Source organism: Oerskovia jenensis (assembly GCF_016907235.1).
In the GTDB taxonomy this organism is placed as follows: domain Bacteria; phylum Actinomycetota; class Actinomycetes; order Actinomycetales; family Cellulomonadaceae; genus Oerskovia; species Oerskovia jenensis.
The window spans coordinates 652,028-671,641 of record NZ_JAFBBO010000001.1 but is presented as its reverse complement, the minus strand read 5'-3'; the positions used below and the strand labels follow the sequence as shown (position 1 = coordinate 671,641).

General features: G+C 73.9%; 17 protein-coding genes and 1 riboswitch. Of the genes, 10 read left to right on the top strand and 7 right to left on the bottom strand.

Going from position 1 to position 19,614, the window contains the following annotated elements:
• Nucleotides 1-278 precede the first annotated feature (278 nt).
• The 3 genes from pheS to JOD49_RS03030 are packed head-to-tail and all read left to right on the top strand — an operon-like array spanning nucleotide 279 to nucleotide 4,808.
• The gene (pheS, locus tag JOD49_RS03040; protein WP_205305917.1) at nucleotides 279-1,370 is read left to right on the top strand and encodes a phenylalanine--tRNA ligase subunit alpha; all 1,092 of its coding nucleotides are present in this window, start codon (nucleotides 279-281) and stop codon (nucleotides 1,368-1,370) included.
• Nucleotides 1,370-3,955: a phenylalanine--tRNA ligase subunit beta gene (gene pheT, locus JOD49_RS03035; RefSeq protein ID WP_205305916.1), complete on the top strand. Its 2,586-nt coding sequence runs from the start codon at nucleotides 1,370-1,372 to the stop codon at nucleotides 3,953-3,955. The genes pheS and pheT overlap by 1 nt, the downstream gene beginning before the upstream one ends.
• Complete coding sequence (locus JOD49_RS03030) at nucleotides 3,948-4,808, top strand: SDR family NAD(P)-dependent oxidoreductase (protein ID WP_205305915.1); 861 nt, start codon at nucleotides 3,948-3,950, stop codon at nucleotides 4,806-4,808. Before pheT ends, JOD49_RS03030 begins: the two co-directional genes overlap by 8 nt.
• Nucleotides 4,809-4,826: 18 nt before the next feature.
• Here the strand turns inward: JOD49_RS03030 and JOD49_RS03025 are convergent, their stop codons facing one another.
• The 3 genes from JOD49_RS03025 to JOD49_RS03015 all read right to left on the bottom strand — a co-directional run bounded on the left by JOD49_RS03025 (nucleotide 4,827) and on the right by JOD49_RS03015 (nucleotide 7,861).
• Nucleotides 4,827-5,609, bottom strand: coding sequence for a DUF899 family protein (locus tag JOD49_RS03025; protein ID WP_205305914.1), 783 nt, complete (start codon nucleotides 5,607-5,609; stop codon nucleotides 4,827-4,829).
• Between the two features lie 87 nt (nucleotides 5,610-5,696).
• Nucleotides 5,697-6,071 carry a hypothetical protein gene (locus JOD49_RS03020; protein ID WP_239525127.1) on the bottom strand — a complete coding sequence of 125 codons (375 nt, stop codon included), beginning with the start codon at nucleotides 6,069-6,071 and terminating at the stop codon, nucleotides 5,697-5,699.
• Between the two features lie 92 nt (nucleotides 6,072-6,163).
• Nucleotides 6,164-7,861 (bottom strand): DUF389 domain-containing protein, encoded by a 1,698-nt coding sequence (locus JOD49_RS03015; RefSeq protein ID WP_205305913.1) that lies wholly within the window; start codon nucleotides 7,859-7,861, stop codon nucleotides 6,164-6,166.
• Nucleotides 7,862-8,028: 167 nt separating this feature from the next.
• On the opposite strand from JOD49_RS03015, the gene JOD49_RS03010 reads away from it, so the two are divergent.
• Both JOD49_RS03010 and thiD read left to right on the top strand, forming a co-directional pair.
• Nucleotides 8,029-8,370: a hypothetical protein gene (locus tag JOD49_RS03010; protein ID WP_205305912.1), complete on the top strand. Its 342-nt coding sequence runs from the start codon at nucleotides 8,029-8,031 to the stop codon at nucleotides 8,368-8,370.
• A gap of 84 nt (nucleotides 8,371-8,454) precedes the next feature.
• Nucleotides 8,455-8,555: riboswitch (TPP riboswitch) on the top strand.
• Nucleotides 8,547-10,169 carry a bifunctional hydroxymethylpyrimidine kinase/phosphomethylpyrimidine kinase gene (thiD, locus tag JOD49_RS03005; RefSeq protein WP_205305911.1) on the top strand — a complete coding sequence of 541 codons (1,623 nt, stop codon included), beginning with the start codon at nucleotides 8,547-8,549 and terminating at the stop codon, nucleotides 10,167-10,169. (Overlaps the previous riboswitch by 9 nt.)
• 60 nt (nucleotides 10,170-10,229) lie before the next feature.
• On the opposite strand, the gene JOD49_RS03000 is transcribed toward thiD, so the two are convergent.
• From JOD49_RS03000 to JOD49_RS02990, 3 genes are all read right to left on the bottom strand, one after another.
• Nucleotides 10,230-10,502 (bottom strand): hypothetical protein, encoded by a 273-nt coding sequence (locus JOD49_RS03000; protein ID WP_205305910.1) that lies wholly within the window; start codon nucleotides 10,500-10,502, stop codon nucleotides 10,230-10,232.
• Nucleotides 10,499-11,548: a quinone oxidoreductase family protein gene (locus JOD49_RS02995; RefSeq protein WP_205305909.1), complete on the bottom strand. Its 1,050-nt coding sequence runs from the start codon at nucleotides 11,546-11,548 to the stop codon at nucleotides 10,499-10,501. Before JOD49_RS02995 ends, JOD49_RS03000 begins: the two co-directional genes overlap by 4 nt.
• 103 nt (nucleotides 11,549-11,651) lie before the next feature.
• Nucleotides 11,652-12,338, bottom strand: a complete 687-nt coding sequence (locus JOD49_RS02990; RefSeq protein WP_205305908.1) for a FadR/GntR family transcriptional regulator — start codon at nucleotides 12,336-12,338, stop codon at nucleotides 11,652-11,654.
• 192 nt (nucleotides 12,339-12,530) lie between these two features.
• On the opposite strand from JOD49_RS02990, the gene JOD49_RS02985 reads away from it, so the two are divergent.
• A complete protein-coding gene (locus JOD49_RS02985; RefSeq protein WP_205305907.1) occupies nucleotides 12,531-14,366 on the top strand; it encodes a 2-isopropylmalate synthase in 1,836 nt (611 codons plus the stop codon).
• 56 nt (nucleotides 14,367-14,422) lie between these two features.
• Here the strand turns inward: JOD49_RS02985 and JOD49_RS02980 are convergent, their stop codons facing one another.
• Nucleotides 14,423-15,967, bottom strand: coding sequence for an outer membrane protein assembly factor BamB family protein (locus tag JOD49_RS02980; protein ID WP_205305906.1), 1,545 nt, complete (start codon nucleotides 15,965-15,967; stop codon nucleotides 14,423-14,425).
• Between the two features lie 118 nt (nucleotides 15,968-16,085).
• Between JOD49_RS02980 and JOD49_RS02975 the strand changes: the two genes are divergently transcribed.
• The 4 genes from JOD49_RS02975 to argJ all read left to right on the top strand — a co-directional run bounded on the left by JOD49_RS02975 (nucleotide 16,086) and on the right by argJ (nucleotide 19,595).
• Complete coding sequence (locus JOD49_RS02975) at nucleotides 16,086-16,718, top strand: hypothetical protein (protein ID WP_205305905.1); 633 nt, start codon at nucleotides 16,086-16,088, stop codon at nucleotides 16,716-16,718.
• Between the two features lie 167 nt (nucleotides 16,719-16,885).
• Nucleotides 16,886-17,257 carry a VOC family protein gene (locus JOD49_RS02970; RefSeq protein ID WP_138824685.1) on the top strand — a complete coding sequence of 124 codons (372 nt, stop codon included), beginning with the start codon at nucleotides 16,886-16,888 and terminating at the stop codon, nucleotides 17,255-17,257.
• Between the two features lie 68 nt (nucleotides 17,258-17,325).
• Nucleotides 17,326-18,402, top strand: a complete 1,077-nt coding sequence (gene argC / locus JOD49_RS02965) for an N-acetyl-gamma-glutamyl-phosphate reductase (protein WP_205305904.1) — start codon at nucleotides 17,326-17,328, stop codon at nucleotides 18,400-18,402.
• Nucleotides 18,399-19,595: a bifunctional glutamate N-acetyltransferase/amino-acid acetyltransferase ArgJ gene (gene argJ, locus JOD49_RS02960; protein ID WP_205305903.1), complete on the top strand. Its 1,197-nt coding sequence runs from the start codon at nucleotides 18,399-18,401 to the stop codon at nucleotides 19,593-19,595. Before argC ends, argJ begins: the two co-directional genes overlap by 4 nt.
• The last annotated feature ends 19 nt before the right edge of the window (nucleotides 19,596-19,614 follow it).

Genomic DNA, 19,614 nt, shown 5'->3' with positions numbered 1-19,614 from the left:
GACCCGCCGAGCCGCCGGGTGGTCCGCCCGGGACGCCGGGCCATCACCCACGCCCGCGATACGACGGTGTGGGACCATGAGGGCATGCAGCGCGATGATCGCCGATTTACGTGGCCCGCTCGAGGGCCGCGCGGCTGACGCTGCGCACGTCGACCACAGGACGCCGCTCGGTGGCCTCGGATCGACCGGTCGTGCCCCGGCGGGCGCTCTAGAATCTTCAGTTGGACGCGCGAGGTGACCTCTGCGCGTCCGGTCCCGATCCCGCCAGGAAGGCACGCATGTCCACCCCTGATCCGGTCCAGCCCGCCGCGCCCTCGCCGCTCGACGGCCCCGCGCTCGAGGCCGTCCTCTCCGCGGCCCTCGCCGCCGTCGAGGCCGCCCGCGACCTCGACGAGCTCAAGACCGTACGCCTCGAGCACACCGGCGACCGCAGCGCCCTCGCGCTCGCCAACCGCCAGATCGGCCAGCTTGCGCCCGCCGACAAGGCAGCGGCCGGAAAGCTGCTCGGTCCGATCCGCGGCCGCCTCAACCAGGCGCTCGCCGCACGCACCCAGGTCCTCGAGGCCGAGCGCGACGAGCGTGTCCTGGTCGAGGAGTCCGTCGACGTGACGCTCCCCGTGGACCGCGCACCCGCCGGTGCCCGTCACCCGCTCGAGACGCTCCAGGAGCGCGCCGCCGACTTCTTCACGGCCATGGGCTGGGAGATCGCGGAGGGCCCGGAGATCGAGGCCGAGTGGTTCAACTTCGACGCGCTCAACTTCGGCCCCGACCACCCGGCCCGTCAGATGCAGGACACGTTCTTCCTCCAGGCCCCCACGGGACCCGACGGCGAGCCCGGCGAGCCGTCGAACCTCGTGCTGCGCACGCACACGTCGCCCGTGCAGGCCCGTACGCTCCTCGAGCGCGAGCTGCCCGTGTACATCGCGTGCCCCGGCAAGGTCTTCCGCACCGACGAGCTCGACGCGACGCACACGCCCGTCTTCCACCAGGTCGAGGGCCTCGCGGTCGACAAGGGCCTGACGATGGCGCACCTGCTCGGCACGCTCGACCACTTCGCCAAGGCGATGTTCGGTCCCGAGGCCCGCACGCGCCTGCGCCCGTCGTTCTTCCCCTTCACCGAGCCCAGCGCCGAGATGGACCTGTGGTTCCCCCAGAAGAAGGGCGGGGCCGGCTGGATCGAGTGGGGTGGCTGCGGCATGGTCAACCCGAACGTCCTGCGCTCCGCCGGGATCGACCCCGAGGTCTACTCGGGCTTCGCGTTCGGCATGGGCATCGAGCGCACGCTCATGCTGCGCCACGGAATTGCTGACATGCACGACATGGTGGAGGGCGACGTCCGCTTCTCGACCCAGTTCGGAATGGGGATCTGATGCCGAACATCGTCATCGACTGGCTCGGCGAGCACGTCGAGCTGCCGGCCGACCTGACGGCCGAGACGCTGGCCGCCGCGCTCGTGAAGGTGGGCCTGGAGGAGGAGGCGATCCACGGGTCGTCCGTCACGGGCCCGCTCGTCGTGGGCCAGGTCGTCTCGGTCCAGCCCGAGGAGCAGAAGAACGGCAAGGTCATCAACTGGTGCCAGGTCGACGTCGGGGCGCACAACGTCGACGGCGTCCCCGTCGCCGAGGGCGGGACCCCGCGCGGCATCATCTGCGGCGCGCACAACTTCGGCCCGGGGGACCGCGTCGTGGTCGCGCTGCCCGGCGCCGTGCTGCCCGGACCCTTCCCCATCGCGAGCCGCAAGACCTACGGCCACGTCTCGGACGGCATGATCTGCTCGGCCAAGGAGCTGGGGCTGGGGCAGGACCACGACGGCATCATCGTGCTCGACCGCTACGGGTACTCCCCGGAGACCGGCTACGACACGACTCCCGGCACCGACGCGCTCGAGCTCCTGGGGCTGGGTGACGAGGTCCTCGAGATCAACGTCACCCCGGACCGCGGGTACTGCTTCTCCTACCGCGGCGTGGCCCGCGAGTTCTCGCACTCGACGGGCGCGGCCTTCACGGACCGCGGGCTCCCCACGGGCGACCTGCCCGGCGTGACCCCCGACGGCTTCCCGGTCGAGGTCGAGGACGACGCCCCGATCCACGGCGTGACCGGTTGCGACCGCTTCGTCACGCGGATCGTGCGCGGCATCGACCCGCAGGCGCCGACCCCGGCGTGGATGCAGCGCCGCCTGACCCAGGCGGGCATGCGCCCCATCTCGCTCGCGGTCGACATCACGAACTACGTCATGCTCGACCTCGGTCAGCCCCTGCACGCCTACGACCTCGCCAAGGTCGCGGGGCCGATCGTCGTGCGCCGCGCGGCGCCGGGGGAGCGGCTCACGACGCTCGACGCGGTCGAGCGCCGCCTCGACGTCGAGGACCTGCTCATCACCGACTCGCCCGAGGGGGCGCGCGGCTCGCGCGTGCTCGGGATCGCGGGCGTCATGGGCGGGGCGTCGAGCGAGGTCGGCGAGACCACGACCGACGTCCTGGTCGAGGCCGCGCACTTCGACCCGATCACCGTGGCCCGTTCGGCACGCCGTCACAAGCTGCCCTCCGAGGCGGCCAAGCGGTTCGAGCGCGGCGCCGACCCGGCGTTGCCGCCCGTCGCGGCCCAGCGCGTGGTCGACCTGCTCGTCGAGCTCGGTGGCGGCACGGTGGACGACGCGGTGAGCGACCTCAACACGGTCGCCCCCGCCACCCCGATCGTCTTCCCGATCCACGAGGCCGAGCGCCTCGTGGGGGTCGCGTACACCTCGGAGCAGGTGCGTGGCGTGCTCGCCGAGATCGGCTGCACGGTCCGCGACCTCGACGGCGGTACGACCCTCGAGGTCACGCCGCCGACGTGGCGTCCCGACCTGACCGGTGCCGCAGAGCTCGTCGAGGAGATCGCCCGACTCGTCGGCTACGACAAGATCCCGTCGATCCTGCCGCCCGCCCCGGCGGGTCGGGGGCTCACGACCTCGCAGCAGCTGCGTCGTTCGGTCGCGCGCGCCCTCGCAGAGGCCGGGTTCGTCGAGACGCTCAGCTACCCGTTCGTGAACCCGCAGTCGCACGACGACCTGCGCCTGCCCGCGGACGACGACCGTCGCCGAGCGCTGCGGCTCGTCAACCCGCTCGCGGACGACCACCCCGAGATGCGCACGAACCTGCTGACGACGCTGCTCGGCACGCTCAAGCGCAACGTAGGGCGCGGCAACGCGGACCTCGCGATCTTCGAGATCGGTCTCGTGACGCGCCCCGTGCCCGGCGCACCGGCAGCCCCGCAGCTCCCGGGCGGCGTCCGCCCGAGCGAGCAGGACCTCGAGACGCTGCAGGCCGCGGTGCCGCCGCAGCCTCGCCGGGTCGCGGGCGTCCTGACCGGTCAGCGCGTGGCCTCGGGCTGGTGGGGTGCGGGTCGAGCGGCCGACTGGACCGACGCCCTGGCCGCCGCCCGGCTCGTGGCCGAGCGCGTCGGGGCTCGCGTGAGCGTGGTCGCCGACCACGACCACGCGCCCTGGCACCCGGGCCGGACCGCGAGGCTCGAGCTGTCGGACGGGACCGTCGTCGGGCACGCGGGCGAGCTGCACCCCAAGGTGCTCGAGACGCTCGGCCTGCCCGCGCGGACCGTGGCGTTCGAGGTCGACCTCGACGCGCTGATCGCCGCCGCCCCGGGGCAGCCCGTCCAGGCGGAGCCCGTCTCGTCGTTCCCGCTCGCCAAGGAGGACCTGGCGCTCGTCGTCGACGCCTCCGTGCCGGCCGCGGCCGTGCGCGCCGCGATCGAGGAAGGCGCGGGGGACCTGCTCGAGGAGCTCGCGCTGTTCGACGTCTACACCGGCCCCCAGGTCGGTGAGGGCAAGAAGTCGCTCGCGTTCTCGCTGCGCCTGCGTGGCACCGACCGCACGCTCACCGCGGAGGACTCCGCGGCCGTGCGGGCTGCTGCGGTCGCCGCGGCGCACGAGAAGGTCGGGGCCGAGCTTCGTGGCTGACGTCACCACCGTGGCCCCCGCGCGCACCGCCCTCGTCACGGGTGGTGCGCGCGGGATCGGCCGCGCGGTCGTGCTGGGTCTCGCCCGTGCGGGCCTCGACGTCGCGGTCCTGGGCCGGGACGCGTCCCGCGTGGACGACGTCGTCGCGCAGGTCCGCGCCCTGGGTCGCCGCTCCGTGGGCCTGGTCGCGGACGTGGGTGACCCCGCCGCCGTGGATGCGGCCGTCGCGCGGGCCGAGGCCGAGCTGGGCGGGATCGACCTCCTGGTCAACAACGCCGGGCGTATCGACGCCGAGGTGCCGCTGTGGGAGGCCGACCCGGACGAGTGGTGGTCCGTCATGGAGACCAACGTGCGCGGGCCGTTCCTGCTCGCGCGGGCGCTGGTCCCCGGGATGCTCGCGCGGGGTGGGGGACGGGTCGTCGACCTCAACTCTGGTGCCGGCTCGCACGACATGAACGGCGCGACCGCCTACAACGCGAGCAAGACGGCGCTGCTGCGCCTCGGGTCGAACCTGCACCTGTCGGGCCATGCCCGTGGCCTGCGGACGTTCGAGGTCTCGCCAGGCGTGGTGCAGACCGACCTGACCGCGTCGATGGACATGCACGTGGGGCGCACCGAGTGGACGCCCGTGGAGCGCACGGTCGAGATGATCGTCGCGATCGCGGCCGGCGAGCTCGACGCGTGGTCGGGGACGTTCGTGCGGGTCACGCACGACTCGCCGGCGTCGCTGCGGGCCGCAGCCACGGTCGGCTCCCAGGGCGCGGAGGGCGTGCCGGGCCCCGAGGCGCGCCGGTTGCGCGTGACGCGCTTCGGCGACGACGACCCCATGCCGGGAGCGCTTCCGGCGCGCTGATCTCGCGCCGTCCGACGATCAGTGGTGGTGACCGCGGCGGCCGAGGGTCTCCACGGCGGTGGCCCCCGGCCGGGTCCACTGCGGCACGGGACGGGTGGTCTCGCTCCAGCCGGCGACGCCGTCCGCGTCCGAGCGCCAGAACCAGCCCGGGTCACGCCCCTCGGGCCACCCCTCCGGCCGTGTCTCCCAGGTCTCGCCACGGCCGTAGGGCGTCATGTCGAGCAGGGCGAAGGCCGGGTTGGTCGGCTCGGTGCCGCGGCCCGTCGTGCGGTAGGTGAGGAACACGTCGTCGCCGTCGCGCAGGAAGCACGAGAGGTACCCCATCTCGCCGCCCACGGGCGCGTCGAGGTCGCGCACCGAGTACCAGGGCTGGGTGTAGCCCATGAACTCGACGTACGGGGCGACCTCGTCCCACGCCCCGGTCGTCACGAGGGCGAACGAGACGCCGCGTGCGTTGAGGTAGACGGCGTCCTTGAGGTTCCAGGCAGTCCAGGTGCAGCCCTCGCACTGCCCTTGGTGCGGCGCGCCGTCGTGCCACATGTGCTGGTAGATCACGAGCTCGTCGCGCCCCTGGAACAGGTCCACGAACGGGACCGGCCCGTCGGGGCCGACGACCTCCACGGTGCCGTCGATCCTCACCATGGGCAGCCTGCGACGGGCTGCCGCGATGGCGTCCCCCTCGTGGGTGTGCGCCTTCTCGCGGACCAGGAGCTCGTCCCGGGTGGCCTCCCAGGTGGCCAGGTCGACGACGGGCGGGCGGCCGGTCGGGGGCGTGGTCACGTCCTCGGGCAGTGTCGTCATGATGTCCTCCGTGCGGGCTCGGGCAGGGACGCGCGGCGCGCTCCTGCGGTCACGAGGGCAGACTCGGGACCGGGCCGGAACTCATCGTCAGTGGTTGCGGCGCCCCCGCGAGGCACCGAACGGACCGCCCACGAACAGCCCCAGCCCGAGCACGAAGCCGAAGTCGTACCAGTTCCCGTTGTTGTGGACCTCGTAGATGTTCACGGTGTCCGTGAACAGCGAGACCACGAAGGTCACGGGCACGATGATGCCCTGCCACAGGCCGAGCCAGAACCCGGCCGGGCTGCCGTCCGCGGTGGGCGTACCGACGTCGGGATTGGGACCCGGGGCGCAGGCCGCGAGCGCGAGCGCCCCGACGACCAGGGCTGCGGCGAGGGCGATGCGCCGGGCTCGTGGTGACGTGAGCGCGGGACGGGCGGTACGTGCGCTCTCGTGGGGCGAGACGTCGTGCGTCGGGTGCATGGCCGACCTCCTCGTGGCTGGACCGGACGGTCGCCCCCAGCATCCGCCCCCACGCGCTCCGGCTCAACCGGAGGCTCGCGTCGACCCCTCGGTCACTCGGACGCGGGCAGCCGCCGCGTCCCGCCGATGACGAGCGTGACGTCGACGTCGACGTCCGCGAGCCCGGCCTCGTCGAGGGCCGTGCGCAGGGTGCCGGGGTCCGCCTCGGGGGCCGGGCCGATCGCCTCGATCCTCAGGACGGACCCGCTGAAGGAGATCCCGGTGACCGTCCACTGCTCCTGCTCGGCCCACGCCGCGGCGACGGGGGCCGCGGCGATCTTGTCGGCGTTCTGCCGCAGGACGTGCTGGCTGATCGCGCTGAGCGGTACCGCCACGACGAGCAGCGCCGCCGCGACCGTGACGAGGCTCGCGCCGCGCAGCGGCCCCACGAACCTCTCGGCCTCGCCCGCGGCCGTGCGGACCTGGAACAGCAGGAAGACGAGCGTCCCGGTCGCGATGATCGCGGCGACGTTGGTCGCGAACAGCAGCAGAGCTCCCAGGGCCTGGTCCGGGGCGCCCGACTCGAGCGTGAGGCCGACGACCGCGAGCGGCGGGACGAGCGAGATCGCGATCGCGACGCCGGGCAGCGCGTCCGACACGTCGGCCCGCACCAGGGCGAACGCCCCGACGGCCCCGGTCGCGAGCGCCGCGAGCAGGTCGATGAGCTGCGGCGTGACACGGCCTGCGACCTGGCTGTTGGTCGCCGCGACGATCTCGATCGGGACGAACAGGCCCACGAGGTAGCCGGTCGCGACCACCCCGGCGGCGCCCGCGACGACCAGGAGCGCCGACGAGGTCAGGTTCCGATGGTCGTTGAGGACGATCGCGAGCGCCGTCCCGACGATGGGCGTCATGAGGGGCGCGACGATCATGGCGCCGATCACGGTGGCCGTGCTGTCGGCCGCGACGCCCGCCGACGCGATGACGGCCGCGAGGATCAGCAGGGTCCAGAACGTGGCCTGGCGGGACCTCGCCGTCGGCCCCTCGGAGATGAACAACGCCGTGGTCATCCGCTGGATGTCGGCCGTCGTGACGCGCATGCTGCCTCCCACGGGTGCTGATCGTGCCCTCAGCATCACAGGGGGTCGTCGTGCGCGCTCGGTGTACCTGCGCGGACGCGGCGCACGCGCTGCCAGGTCGTGAGGGCCTTGCGGGCCGCGCTCGCGACCGTGCTGCGGTTCGCGATGGCCGCGGTCTCCTCCGTCGGGTCTGCGGCAACCTGGAGCAGCCGCTCGTGGGCGAGGTCGCTCGCGGCGCAGCGCGTCGACGGCGTCCGTGCCCCCGATGCCGACCAGCGCGAGGGCCGCGGCCTCCCGCACGACGTGCTCGGGGTCGCCGAGCCGCGCGACGAGGTCCGGTACGGCCTCGTGAGCGTCGAGGGCGCCGAGCGTCTCGCACGCGACGACCCGCTCGGAGGTGACAGGCGAGCCCAGGAGCGCGACGGCGCTGGGTACGGCTCCCCGGAACCCAGCGCGCCCGCAGGCCGCCACGAGGTACCAGGTGGCTGACACGCCTGCATCGACGGCCCGCATCATCGACGGTTCGAGCGAGGCGTCGGCGAAGGCGTAGAGGCGGTTGAGAGTCCGCTCGAACGTGCCGATCGGGAACTGCTCGAAGTGCAGCACGACGTCACGCAGGGCGTCGACGGCGCCCTGATCGTCGTCCATGGCCCGCGCGGCGGCGTCGTCGACTGCGTCCTCGTGGACCTCGGGGTCCGGGTCGAGAAGCCGGGAGACCAGGTCGGCGGTCATCGCGCGGCGGAGCCGTGCGACCGACGCGCGGGGGAGTGGGAGCAGCGGACCATGCGGCGAGCATAGGGTGCTCGCCGCACGGCCTCTTCTCGGCAGGTCCGCTACGGTGGTGGCCCGACCTGCCCCACCTGCTCCCCCCGTCGACGACGACCACCGAGGTGACCGCCATGTCCCGCCGTACGGCACTGCTCGTCGGAGTCCTGGCCGTGTCGTGCGGCTCGCTCGCGCTCGGGGCCGCGCTCGGCGGGGTCGGCCCTGCGGCCGCACCCGCCGAGGGGCCGTGGGTCGTCCAAGTCGAGGGGCCGTCGGAGGGCGACGGGGAGTGCGCGGCGGATCCGGCCGTCGACTACGCCCTGACCCCGGCGATCATGCCGCCGGTCGGGACGTCGTTCGGACTGGTTCCCGATGCCACCCGTGCCGACCTGGAGCGGGTCGTGACGTGTCTCGAGAGGTACGTGTCGACGTCGCGGATCAGTGTCGTGTCGACCGGGACCCCGACGTCCCCCTGACCGCGTCGACGGACGAGGCGACCGTGCCGGTGCCACGTGGCGACCTCCTGCCCGCGGGCCGGCCGTCCGCCCGCTAGAGTTCCCTGCGAAGACACGGGGTGCCCGCTCCCACGAGCCGGGCTGAGATCACACCCGTCGAACCTGATCTAGCTAGCACTAGCGAAGGGATGTCGGCAATGTCGCTTGCTGCCACCACACCTGTCCTGCCCGCACCTGCCCGCACGCCTGCGGCGGACGCCGTGGTCGCGGACGAGCACGGCGCGTCGCGGAGGGCCGAGCCCTCCCGTCCCCGCGTCCTGTCGATCGCGGGCACCGACCCGACCGGTGGCGCCGGGATCCAGGCCGACCTCAAGGCGTTCGCGGCGCACGGCGCGTACGGCATGGCGGTCACGACCGCCCTGGTCGCGCAGAACACGCACGGCGTCCGGACCGTGCACGTCCCCGGCGCGGACTTCCTCGCCGAGCAGCTCGACGCGGTCTCGGACGACGTGGTGATCGACGCCGTGAAGATCGGCATGGTCGCCGACGAGCCCAACGCGCGCGCGATCGCCGCGTGGCTCGGGCGCGCGAAGCCGCCGTTCGTGGTGCTCGACCCCGTCATGGTCGCCACGAGCGGGCACCGCCTGCTCGACGAGGGGGCCGAGCAGGCCGTGCGCGAGCTGGTCGCGCTCGCCGACCTCGTGACGCCCAACCTCCCCGAGCTCGCCGTCCTCGTGGGCGAGCAGGCCGCGACCACCTGGCCCGACGCCCTCGCCCAGGCGAGGCGCCTGCACGTGGCGAGCGGCGCCGTCGTGCTCCTGAAGGGCGGTCACCTCACCGGGGAGGAGTCACCCGACGCCCTGGTGGGCGCTCGCGGGCCCGACGACGTCACGACCTTCTCGGCGCCCCGCGTCGACACCGTGCACACCCACGGCACCGGGTGCTCGCTGTCGGCAGCGGTCGCCGCGCTGCGACCCCGGCGGGACGGCTGGGAGAGCGCGACGCGCGACGCGAAGACCTGGCTGACCGGCGCGCTGCGGGCCGGGGGAGCGCTCGCGGTGGGCACGGGCCGCGGCCCTGTCGACCACCTGGCGCACCTGCCCACGCTCGGGCTGCGGACGTTCTCCGAGGAGGCCTGGGACCGGATCGAGGGGTGGCGCGAGGCCGTCGAGAGCATGGGGTTCGTGCGGGCGCTCGCGGACGGGAGCCTCGCCGCCGAGGACTTCGGGTTCTACCTCGCGCAGGACGCCGCGTACCTCGCCGAGTACTCGCGCGTGCTGTCGCGGGCGAGCCGGTTCGCGCCCACGCCCGAGGCGCGTCAGTTCTTCGCGGGGGCTGCGGTCACCTCGCTCGAGGTCGAGCAGGCGCTGCACCGCGACTGGCTGGGCGAGCACGCGGGGATGGACCGGGGTGCGGTCGAGGGCGTCGACCCGTCCCCCGTGACGGCCGCCTACACCAACCACCTGCACGCGGCGTCGAACGGGTCCTACGCGGAGACGGTCGCGGCCCTGCTGCCGTGCTACTGGCTCTACTCGCACATCGGCGACGTCCTGGTGCGCCGGGCAGGAGACCTCGACGGCCATCCCTACGCACGGTGGATCTCGCTCTACGGCGACCCGGCCTTCGCCGAGGCGACGCGCACCGCGTGCTCGTTCGCCGACGAGGCCGCGCGCTGGGCCTCGCCCGCGGAGCGCGAGCGCATGCTGCGCGCGTTCGAGCTGTCCTCGATGCACGAGTACCTGTTCTTCGAGCAGGGGCTGACCCGGCCGACCTGGCCGGCGCCGCCCCTCGCTGCGCACCGAGCTCCCGCCGAGAAGTGAGCAGACGCCCCGGACCGGGCTCGAACCGGGGCGAGAACTCACTTCTCGGCGCGGGGATCGCTACGCGCTCTGCGCGCCGTCCGCCGGGTACCCGCAGTCGTACCCCGGCGGCCACCAGCGCCACGTCGTGGTGACCTCGCTGGTCGAGACGCCCGCGGGACGGTCGGCCAGGCACTGCGTGCGCATCTGGTCGAGCCCGACGGTCAGGTAGTACACCGCGAGCACGCCCGTGAAGAGGACCAGGAGGACCGTCAGCGCCAGGCGCAGGCGGCGGTCGGATCGCCGGGCGGGTTCGTCCTCGCCGGGTCGTGGCGGGACCCAGTCCCAGCTCACGGGGCGGGATCCGTGGCCGGCCCGGTGGCTGCGTCGGCGGCTGCGTCGGTGCCGGCGCCGGTGCCCGGGACGAGCAGCACCTTGCCGGTCGTCGCGCGCCCCTCCAGGGCGCGGTGCGCGTCGGCGGCGCGCGCGAGCGGGAACGTCGCGCCCACGCGCACGTCGAGGTCCCCCGAGGCGACGAGCGCGTACACCTCGCTCGCCCGGTCGAGGAGCTCGGCGCGCGTCGCGGTGTAGTCGCCGAGCGTGGGGCGCGTCGCGAACAGCGAACCGCCCGTGTTGAGGCGCTGCAGGTCGAACGGCGGCACCTGGCCCGAGGACCCGCCGAACAGCACGAGCATGCCGCGGCGGCGCAACGACGCGAGCGACGCCTCGAACGTGTCCTTGCCGACCGAGTCGTAGACGACGGCGACGCCGCGACCGCCCGTGAGGTCGCGCACGATCGCGGGCAGCTCGGTCGTGAGGTCGTCGAGCTCGGCGTAGTTCACGACGTCGGAGGCTCCGGCCGCGCGCGACAGCTCGGCCTTGGCCTCGGTCGAGACGGTCGTGATGACCCGCGCGCCGCGGCGCACCGCGAGCTGGGTCGCGAGCAGCCCGACGCCGCCGGCCCCCGCGTGCAGCAGGACGTCGTCGCCGGGCTGGACCGGGTACGTCGAGGTCACGAGGTAGTGGGCCGTGAGCCCCTGCAGGCCGACGGCCGCCGCGACGCGCAGGTCGACCGACTCCGGGACCGGGATCGCGACGTCCGCGGGGACGACCACCTGCTCGGCGTACGACCCGTGCGCGTCGGTCCACGCGACGTGGTCGCCGGGCTCGAAGTCCACGACGCCCGGGCCGACCGCCGCGACGACGCCGGCGCCCTCGGTCCCGACCACGTGCGGGTACTCCATCGCGTAGACCCCTGCCCGACGGTAGGTGTCGATGAAGTTGACGCCGGCCGCCGCGACGTCGACGAGGAGCTCGCCGGGCCCGGGGACGGGGGTCGGGAGCTCGACGAGCTCGAGGACGTCGGGGCCACCTGCCTGGAGTGCCTGGATCGCGCGCATGGGGTCAGCCTAGGTGGCGGCGGCCGTCAGGGGCGTCCCGGGGGAGCCGGGGACGAGGAGCCGGGGAGCGGGGGTCGTGGGCGAGGGGACGGGAGAGGCGGGGTCAGCGCGCACGGGTGACCTTCGCGTGGACGGCGTCGAGGTGCCGGCGGCTCGTCGCGGCGGCTCCGTCGGCGTCGCGGTCCCGGACGGCGTCGAGGATCGCCTCGTGGGCGTCCTGGTCGTGCCGGTGGCGCTCGCCCGCGCCGTCGAGCTCGATCATGTCGACCATCGCCCGACGCAGCCGGGGGACGAACGTGGCGAACAGGTCGGTCAGCACCGCGTTGTGCGCGGCGTCGACGACCGCACGGTGGAAGACCAGGTCGGCGTCGACGTACTCCTGGGCGCTCGCGGTCGCGGGCACCGTGCCTCGACCCGCGAGCGCCGCGGCCATGGCGCGGAGGTCGGCAGGGGTGCGGCGGGTCGCGGCGAGCCGGGCGGCCTCGGTCTCCAGGGCGCCGCGGACCTCGAGCACGTCGACGACCTCGCCGCGCCGCAGGACCTCCTCCCAGTCCTCGCTCGCCTCGGCCCGGACGACGTAGACGCCCGAGCCCTGCCGGCTCTCGAGCACGCCCTTGCCCGCGAGCTGACGGATGGCCTCGCGCACGGTCGAGCGTCCGACGCCGAGCTCGGCCGCGAGGGTCTGCTCGCCCGGGAGCCGGTGGTCGAGCGGCCACCTGCCGGTGCGGACGCGGTCGAGCATGAGCTCGGCCGCCTGGTCGGCGAGGGGGAGCCGGCGGAGCGTGGGCATGGGAGCCAACCTCTCAGGTTGTCTGAGGACTTGATCGCGGATAGCGTACCGCTCATGTCGTGGAGCGCACTCCTTCTTGGTCGCCGCGGCGGGGCCTGAGCCGACCGGCTCCCCGCCGTGGGGGTCTGCCGTGCGCCGGTCGGACGACGCCTGCCGTGCACCGCGCGGCCCGCCCCCCGGAGCCAGACGACCATGACCACCAGCCCCTTCCCCACGCTGCGCACCCCTGACGGCGCGCGAGCCCCCGGCCAGCCCGCCTGGAACCGCCAGCGCGCCTCGCGCATGCCCTCGCACCGCTACCAGGACGTGTTCTCGCGCGTCGACGTCCCGCTCACGGACCGCCGGTGGCCCGGCAACCGCCTCACCGCGGCACCGCTGTGGGTGCCCGTCGACCTGCGCGACGGCAACCAGGCCCTGACCGAGCCCATGGACCCCGCCCGCAAGCGGCGCTCCTTCGAGCTGCTCGTCGCGATGGGGTACACCGAGATCGAGGTCGGCTACCCGTCCGCCTCGCAGACCGACTTCGACTTCGTCCGCCTGCTCGCCGAGACGGACCTGGCGCCCGAGCACGTGACGATCGTGGTCTTCACCGCGGCGCGGGCGGACCTGATCGCCCGGACGTTCGAGTCGGTCCGCGGCCTGCGTAACCCCGTCGTGGTGCACCTGTACACCGCGACCGCGCCGACCTGGCGCGATGTCGTGCTGGGCAAGGACCGGGCCGAGCTCTCGGACCTGGTCGCCGCCGCCGGCACCGAGGTCCTGCGGCACGCGGGGGACGACCCTCGCGTCCGCTTCGAGTTCTCGCCCGAGGTCTTCAACCTCACCGAGCCCGACTACGTGCTCGAGGTCTGCGCGCGCATGACGACCCTGTGGGACGCCACCGCGGAGCGGCCCGTGATCCTCAACCTCCCGGCGACGGTCGAGGTCGCGACCCCCAACGTGTACGCCGACCAGATCGAGTACATGCACCGGCACCTCGACCGGCGCGACGCGGTGATCCTGTCGGTCCACCCCCACAACGACCGTGGGACGGGAGTCGCGTGCGCCGAGCTCGCGGTCCTCGCGGGTGCGCAGCGCGTCGAGGGGTGCCTGTTCGGCAACGGCGAGCGCACCGGGAACGTCGACCTGGTGACCCTGGGCCTCAACCTGCACGCGCAGGGCGTGGACCCCATGATCGACTTCGCCGACATCGACGAGATCCGCCGCACGGTCGTGGACTGCAACGGCATCGGTGTGCACGAGCGCCACCCCTATGCGGGCGACCTCGTGCACACGGCCTACTCCGGGACGCACCAGGACGCGATCCGCAAGGGGTTCGCGCGTCACCGCGCGGACGCGCGCGCCGCGGGCGTCGACCCCGCGGACGCTCCCTGGAAGGTGCCGTACCTGCCCGTGGACCCTGCCGACGTCGGGCGCTCGTACGACGCGGTGGTGCGCGTCAACAGCCAGTCCGGCAAGGGCGGCATCGCGTACCTGCTCGAGTCCGCGTACGGCCTGGAGCTGCCGCGGCGGCTCCAGATCGACTTCGCCCGCCGGGTCCAGGCGCACGCGGACCACAGCGGGGGAGAGGTCACGGCCGAGCAGCTGTGGCGCCTCTTCGAGGCGGCGTACGTCCTGCCCGACGGCGGAGCGCGCCAGGTCGTGCCGCTCGCCTGGTCCGTGGCGCAGCCCGGGGCAGGCAGCGACCGCGAGCGACTGGACGTCGTGCTGACCCTGGACGGTGAACGGGTCGAGAGGTCCGCCACCGGGGCCGGGCCGGTCGACGCGCTCACCCGGGTCCTTGCCGGGCTGGGCATGCCGGTCGAGGTGCTGGGGCTGACGCAGCAGTCGGTCACCTCGGGTGCCGACGCGGGGGCCGTGACCTACCTGGAGCACCGCGCCGCCGACGGCTCGGTCGGGTGGGCGGTGGGCCGGGACGAGTCGGTGCTGGGGGCGAGCGTGCGCGCTGTGCTCCGGGCGGCGGCGAGCCGGCCCCGCGCGACGGCCGCGGCGCGGCGCGCCCCGGAGGGAGCTGCGCCCCGCTCCTGATCGATCCGCACGACCCGGTGGCGGCGGTGGGGACGAAGGGTCCCACCGCCGCCACCTCACCCCCAGCGGGAGAGCGAGCCCTCGCCGACTCGCAGCAGCGCCCCGCCGAACGCGACCAGCGTCTCGGACACCGGCACGTCGTCCAGGACCCACAGCCTCTCGCCCGTCGCGAGGTCGTAGGCGGTGAGCCGGGCGTCCGTGGGCTGGTCGCCGACCACGGTGGCCTCGAAGAACCGCCGACCGTCCGTGAAGGCGCCGACAGAGTAGCGGTCGCGATCCGTCACCTCGGTCTCCCAGAGGGTCTGCCCGGTCTCGGGGTCGAGCGCCCGGCGATACAGGAAGCTCGTGACGACGACCCGTTCGTCCGTCTGCACGAGCACCTGCTCCGCAGGGATGTCCGCGGCCCACCGACGGCTGCCGTCGTGGGCGTCGACCGCGACCAGCCGGCCGGCGTTCGCGAGGTACCACGTGTCCTGCTCCGAGCCGTCCCCGGCCTGCGGGAAGAGGTAGCGCCCACCGGTCTCCCAGCGCACCGCGCCGCCGTCGTCGAGCGCGTGCGTGGTCTCGGGGGTGTCGGAGACCGAGACGAACCCGCCCGACCCGGCGGGGAACAGACGCCAGTCATCGGCACCAGGTGCCCGGAGCCGGGTTCCGGCGGACGAGAGCAGCGAGTCCACGCCGCAGCCGAGGACGCGCACCATACCGTCGACCACGAGGACCGACAGGGAGTCCGCGTCGACCGAGAAGGACTCCTCGTCGAGCCCGTCGGTGATCGTGGACGTCATGCAGCTGCCGGGACGACCCTCGGGGGCGACGAAGTCGACGACCCGTTCCCAGCGCATCTCGCCGGTGGCGACGTCGACCGCGACGACGCGCGCCGCCCGTCCCGCAGGCACGACGACGTCCTCCATCGTGCCCTGGATCGTCAGGAGCCGGTAGGGCGTCGCGGTCGCGCCCGGAGCGGGCTCGGCGGCCCGCTCCGCCAGCACCACCGTTCCTGAAGGACCGGGCACGGCAAAGGCCTCCGCGCCGACGACGCCGTCGAGCGACAGCGAGCCCAGGACGGTGCCGTCGTCGTCCAGCACGGTCACCAGCCGTTCGGAACCACTGGACACGCACACGAGCGGGTCGTCCCGCCGCTGGGTGCTGCCGTTCCAGGCGAGGTCCGTCCCGCACGTCGCCCCCGGGCCGACGTCGCGCGACCAGGCGATCTCGCCCGTACCGAGGTCCACGCCCGAGACCGTCCCGCCCTCGATCAGGACCACCCCGTCGGCACCGGCCTGGGCGAACCGGCCGCCCGGTGCGTCCACCGACCACAGCTCGCCGGGTGGTGCGTCGCCCCAGGGCACGACGCCGCCGAAAGCCCCGACGAGCCGGGCGGTCTCCCGGCGGTCCTCGATCGTCCCGTCCACGACCAGGCCGGCTGCGACCACGACGACCGCGATCCCCGCGGCGATCCACGGGAGGCCGGGGCGGCGTGGCGTCCTGGACCTGGGCCCGTCGAGCCCGTCGTGCTCGACGCAGTCACCGCTGCCGTCGGGACGCTCGGGCGGACCGGCCACCGGCCCGTCGTGCTCCTCCTCGAACTCCATCGTCCGCATGCCTGACCCACCCCTGCGACTCCGCGACATGCCGAGACCCTAGCGGTACCGGACACGTCCGGCTCGACCGGCCCGGAGGCCGTCCGCGACCCGGGGAGCGGAGCACTACGCTGTCGCCGTGGTGACGCCGACCGTGACACGTACCCAGGTGTTCGCCGTCGCCCTCCTCGGTGGCCTGGCGCTGCTCGCCCTGGCCTATGCGACCAGCGCGACGTGGGCGTGGGCGCTCGCGGTCCGTGGCGCCCTGCCCGCGCCGCTGCACGGACTCGTCGCCGCAGGACCAGGTCTCGGGACGTGGCTGGTCCGCCTGGTCGCGGGGCTCGTGGGAATCGTGCTCGTGGGAGTCGTGGTGCACCTGGTCCGGCGCCGGTCCGCGCTGACGCTCGTGACGTCCCTGGTATTGCTCGCGGTGGCGGCGTCCTGGCCTCGCGCAGACGTGGGGACCGCCGAGAGATTCGCGGCCTACCGGGTGGCACTGGCGCAGATCGCCGAGCCGGACGGTGACGGTGCCGGTGACCGGGGGGAGGACGGTCTCCTGCCGGACGCGCTCCGGTACGTCTCGGCGAACGGGCGCGTCGACCGGTACGAGGACGGCCGGGTCTTCGTGCCTCAGTGGCTCGGGATGCCCGACGACGCGGGCGGGTTCTGGTTCAGTCCGGGGGAGTCGCCTGCGGGACTCGACATGCACGGCATGGTCTGCGCCGACCCCGTGCGGCTCGCGGGGGAGTGGTGGGCGTGCGGGATGGCCTGACCGTGGAGGTCGGACCCGGGCACCCCCAGAGGGATCTCGTGCGTCTGCGAGGCGCGTTCCTGAGCGGGTTCTTCGCCCTCGTGGTCGGCGTGCCGTCGACGAGTCGTCGAGCGAGAGCGTCGGGGGTGCGCCGACCTCGTGTCGGTGCCGCGTGGCACGCTGCCCGCATGGCTACCCATGCGCACGGCATCCACCACTCGATCGACTACCTCGAGCTCTCCGTCACGGACATGGCGGCCGCACAGTCGTTCTACGCGGAGGCCTTCGGGTGGGAGTTCGTCCCCTACGGGCCGGGCTACGCGGGCTTCCGGACCTCCGCGGAGGAGGGCGAGGCGGAGGCCGGTGGGCTGGCGCTCGCGGACTCGGTGACGCGCGGCGGCCCGCTGGTCCTCCTCTTCTCGGCCGACCTCGACGAGTCGCTGCTGCTGGTCCAGGACGCGGGTGGGGAGATCGTCGAGGGGCCCTACGACTTCCCGGGCGGCCGACGCTTCCACTTCCTCGACCCGAGCGGCAACGAGCTGGGCGTCTGGGGCGCATGAGGCCGCAGCGGGACGCACCGGGACGAAGAGGTTCCGCATCGACTGCATAACTATGTATAGTTCTGCATATGACGATCACAGTGGCAGTCGCCGGTGCATCCGGCTACGCGGGCGGGGAGATGCTCCGGCTGCTCGTCGGGCACCCCGAGGTCGAGATCGGCGCGCTCACGGCGCACTCCAACGCGGGGTCGCTGCTCGGGCTGCACCAGCCGCACCTGCGCTCGCTCGCGGACCGCGTGCTGCTGCCCACGAGCGTCGAGCACCTGGTGGGCCACGACGTCGTCGTGCTCGCGCTGCCGCACGGCGCGTCGGGTGAGATCGCCGCGCAGCTGCCCGCCGACGTCCTGGTCCTCGACCTCGGCGCGGACCACCGGCTCGCGTCGGCCGCGGACTGGACCGCGTTCTACGGCTCCGAGCACGCGGGCACCTGGCCCTACGGCCTGCCCGAGCTCCTGATCACCGAGCAGACCGGCGCGGGCGTCGAGTACACCAAGCAGCGCGAGGTCCTCGCGGGCGCACGCCGCATCGCCGTCCCCGGCTGCAACGTCACGGCCGTGACCCTGGGCCTGCAGCCCGGCATCGCCGCGGGGCTCCTCAGCCCGGTCGACGTCGTCGCGGTCCTCGCGAACGGGTACTCGGGCGCGGGCAAGTCGCTCAAGACGCACCTGCTCGCCTCCGAGGCGCTCGGCTCCGCCCAGCCCTACGCCGTGGGCGGCTCGCACCGCCACATCCCGGAGATCGCGCAGAACCTGCGCTCTGCCGGTGCCGACGAGGTCACGATCTCCTTCACGCCCACCCTCGTGCCCATGGCGCGCGGGATCCTCGCGACCGCGACGGCTCGCCTGGCCCCGGGCCACGAGGACCTGAGCGTCGACGCCCTGCGCCAGGCCTACGAGCAGGCGTACGTCGGCGAGCCCTTCGTCGAGCTCCTGCCCGAGGGGCAGTGGCCCACCACGGCCATGACGCTGGGAGCCAACACGGCCCTGGTCCAGGTCGCGATCGACCGCGCCGCGGGCCGCGTCGTGACCGTGACCGCGATCGACAACCTCGTCAAGGGGACCGCCGGCGGCGCCGTGCAGTCCATGAACATCGCCCTGGGACTGCCGCAGACCCTGGGCCTGACCACCGAAGGGGTCGCACCGTGACCGTCACCGGACCGCTCGGCTTCCGGGCCGCAGGAGTCGCCGCCGGGCTCAAGTCCACCGGGAAGAAGGACGTCGCGCTCGTCGTCAACGAGGGTCCGCTCGACGTCGCCGCGGCCGTCTTCACGTCGAACCGCGTGTTCGCGGCCCCCGTCGCGTGGTCGCGCCAGGCTGTCGCCGACGGCATCGCGCGCGCCGTCGTCCTCAACTCGGGCGGCGCGAACGCCTGCACCGGACCCGAGGGCTTCGCCGACACCCACCACACGGCCGAGTACGTCGCGGACCTCCTCGAGGTCTCGGCGGGCGACGTCCTGGTCTGCTCGACGGGCCTCATCGGCGAGCGCCTGCCCATGAGCAACCTTCTCGCGGGCTGCGACGCCGCGGCCGGCGCGGCCGACGCCGAGGGCGGCCCCGACGCGGCCCTCGCGATCATGACGACCGACACGGTCCCCAAGACCGTCCTCGTCACGCGCGACGTGGCCGACGAGCACAGCGTCGACGGCGCCACGAGCTGGTCCGTGGGCGGCATGGCCAAGGGAGCCGGGATGCTCGCGCCCGGCCTCGCGACCATGCTCTGCGTGCTGACCACCGACGCCGTCGTCGACGCCGCGACCGCCGACGCCGCGCTGCGCGCCGCGACCGCGACCACGTTCGACCGGGTCGACTCCGACGGCTGCATGTCGACGAACGACACGGTGATCCTCCTGGCCTCCGGTGCGTCCCAGGTGCCGGTGACCCTCGAGGAGCTCACAGCGGCCGTGACCGAGGCGTGCGCGGACCTCGCGCGGGCCCTGGTCGCGGACGCCGAGGGCGCGAGCCACGACATCGCGGTGACCGTCACCCACGCGAGCGACGAGAGCGCGGCGCTCGCGGTCGCCCGCGCCGTGACGCGTTCGAACCTCTTCAAGGCCGCGGTGTTCGGCAACGACCCCAACTGGGGCCGCGTCCTGTCGGCCGTGGGGACCGTCCCCGCGGACGTCGCGCCCTTCGACGCGCTCGCGCTCGACGTGTCGATCAACGGCGTCCAGGTCTGCCGTGCCGGGGGAGTGGGCGAGCCCCGCGAGCTCGTCGACCTCGCCTCGGCCCGCGAGGTGCACGTCGAGGTCGACCTGCACGCGGGTGATGCCCAGGTCACGGTCTGGACCAACGACCTCACGCACGACTACGTCCACGAGAACAGCGCGTACTCGTCGTGAGCGCCCAGACGTCCGAGGG

What these genes read in the sequence shown, in the direction of transcription:
- pheS (WP_205305917.1), top strand. Translation starts at nt 279, where the DNA reads ATGTCCACCCCTGATCCGGTCCAGCCCGCCGCGCCCTCGCCGCTCGAC.
- pheT (WP_205305916.1), top strand. Translation starts at nt 1,370, where the DNA reads ATGCCGAACATCGTCATCGACTGGCTCGGCGAGCACGTCGAGCTGCCG.
- JOD49_RS03025 (WP_205305914.1), bottom strand. Translation starts at nt 5,609, where the DNA reads ATGACGACACTGCCCGAGGACGTGACCACGCCCCCGACCGGCCGCCCG.
- JOD49_RS03020 (WP_239525127.1), bottom strand. Translation starts at nt 6,071, where the DNA reads ATGCACCCGACGCACGACGTCTCGCCCCACGAGAGCGCACGTACCGCC.
- JOD49_RS03015 (WP_205305913.1), bottom strand. Translation starts at nt 7,861, where the DNA reads ATGACCGCCGACCTGGTCTCCCGGCTTCTCGACCCGGACCCCGAGGTC.
- JOD49_RS03010 (WP_205305912.1), top strand. Translation starts at nt 8,029, where the DNA reads ATGTCCCGCCGTACGGCACTGCTCGTCGGAGTCCTGGCCGTGTCGTGC.
- thiD (WP_205305911.1), top strand. Translation starts at nt 8,547, where the DNA reads ATGTCGCTTGCTGCCACCACACCTGTCCTGCCCGCACCTGCCCGCACG.
- JOD49_RS02995 (WP_205305909.1), bottom strand. Translation starts at nt 11,548, where the DNA reads ATGCGCGCGATCCAGGCACTCCAGGCAGGTGGCCCCGACGTCCTCGAG.
- JOD49_RS02990 (WP_205305908.1), bottom strand. Translation starts at nt 12,338, where the DNA reads ATGCCCACGCTCCGCCGGCTCCCCCTCGCCGACCAGGCGGCCGAGCTC.
- JOD49_RS02985 (WP_205305907.1), top strand. Translation starts at nt 12,531, where the DNA reads ATGACCACCAGCCCCTTCCCCACGCTGCGCACCCCTGACGGCGCGCGA.
- JOD49_RS02980 (WP_205305906.1), bottom strand. Translation starts at nt 15,967, where the DNA reads ATGCGGACGATGGAGTTCGAGGAGGAGCACGACGGGCCGGTGGCCGGT.
- JOD49_RS02970 (WP_138824685.1), top strand. Translation starts at nt 16,886, where the DNA reads ATGGCTACCCATGCGCACGGCATCCACCACTCGATCGACTACCTCGAG.
- argC (WP_205305904.1), top strand. Translation starts at nt 17,326, where the DNA reads ATGACGATCACAGTGGCAGTCGCCGGTGCATCCGGCTACGCGGGCGGG.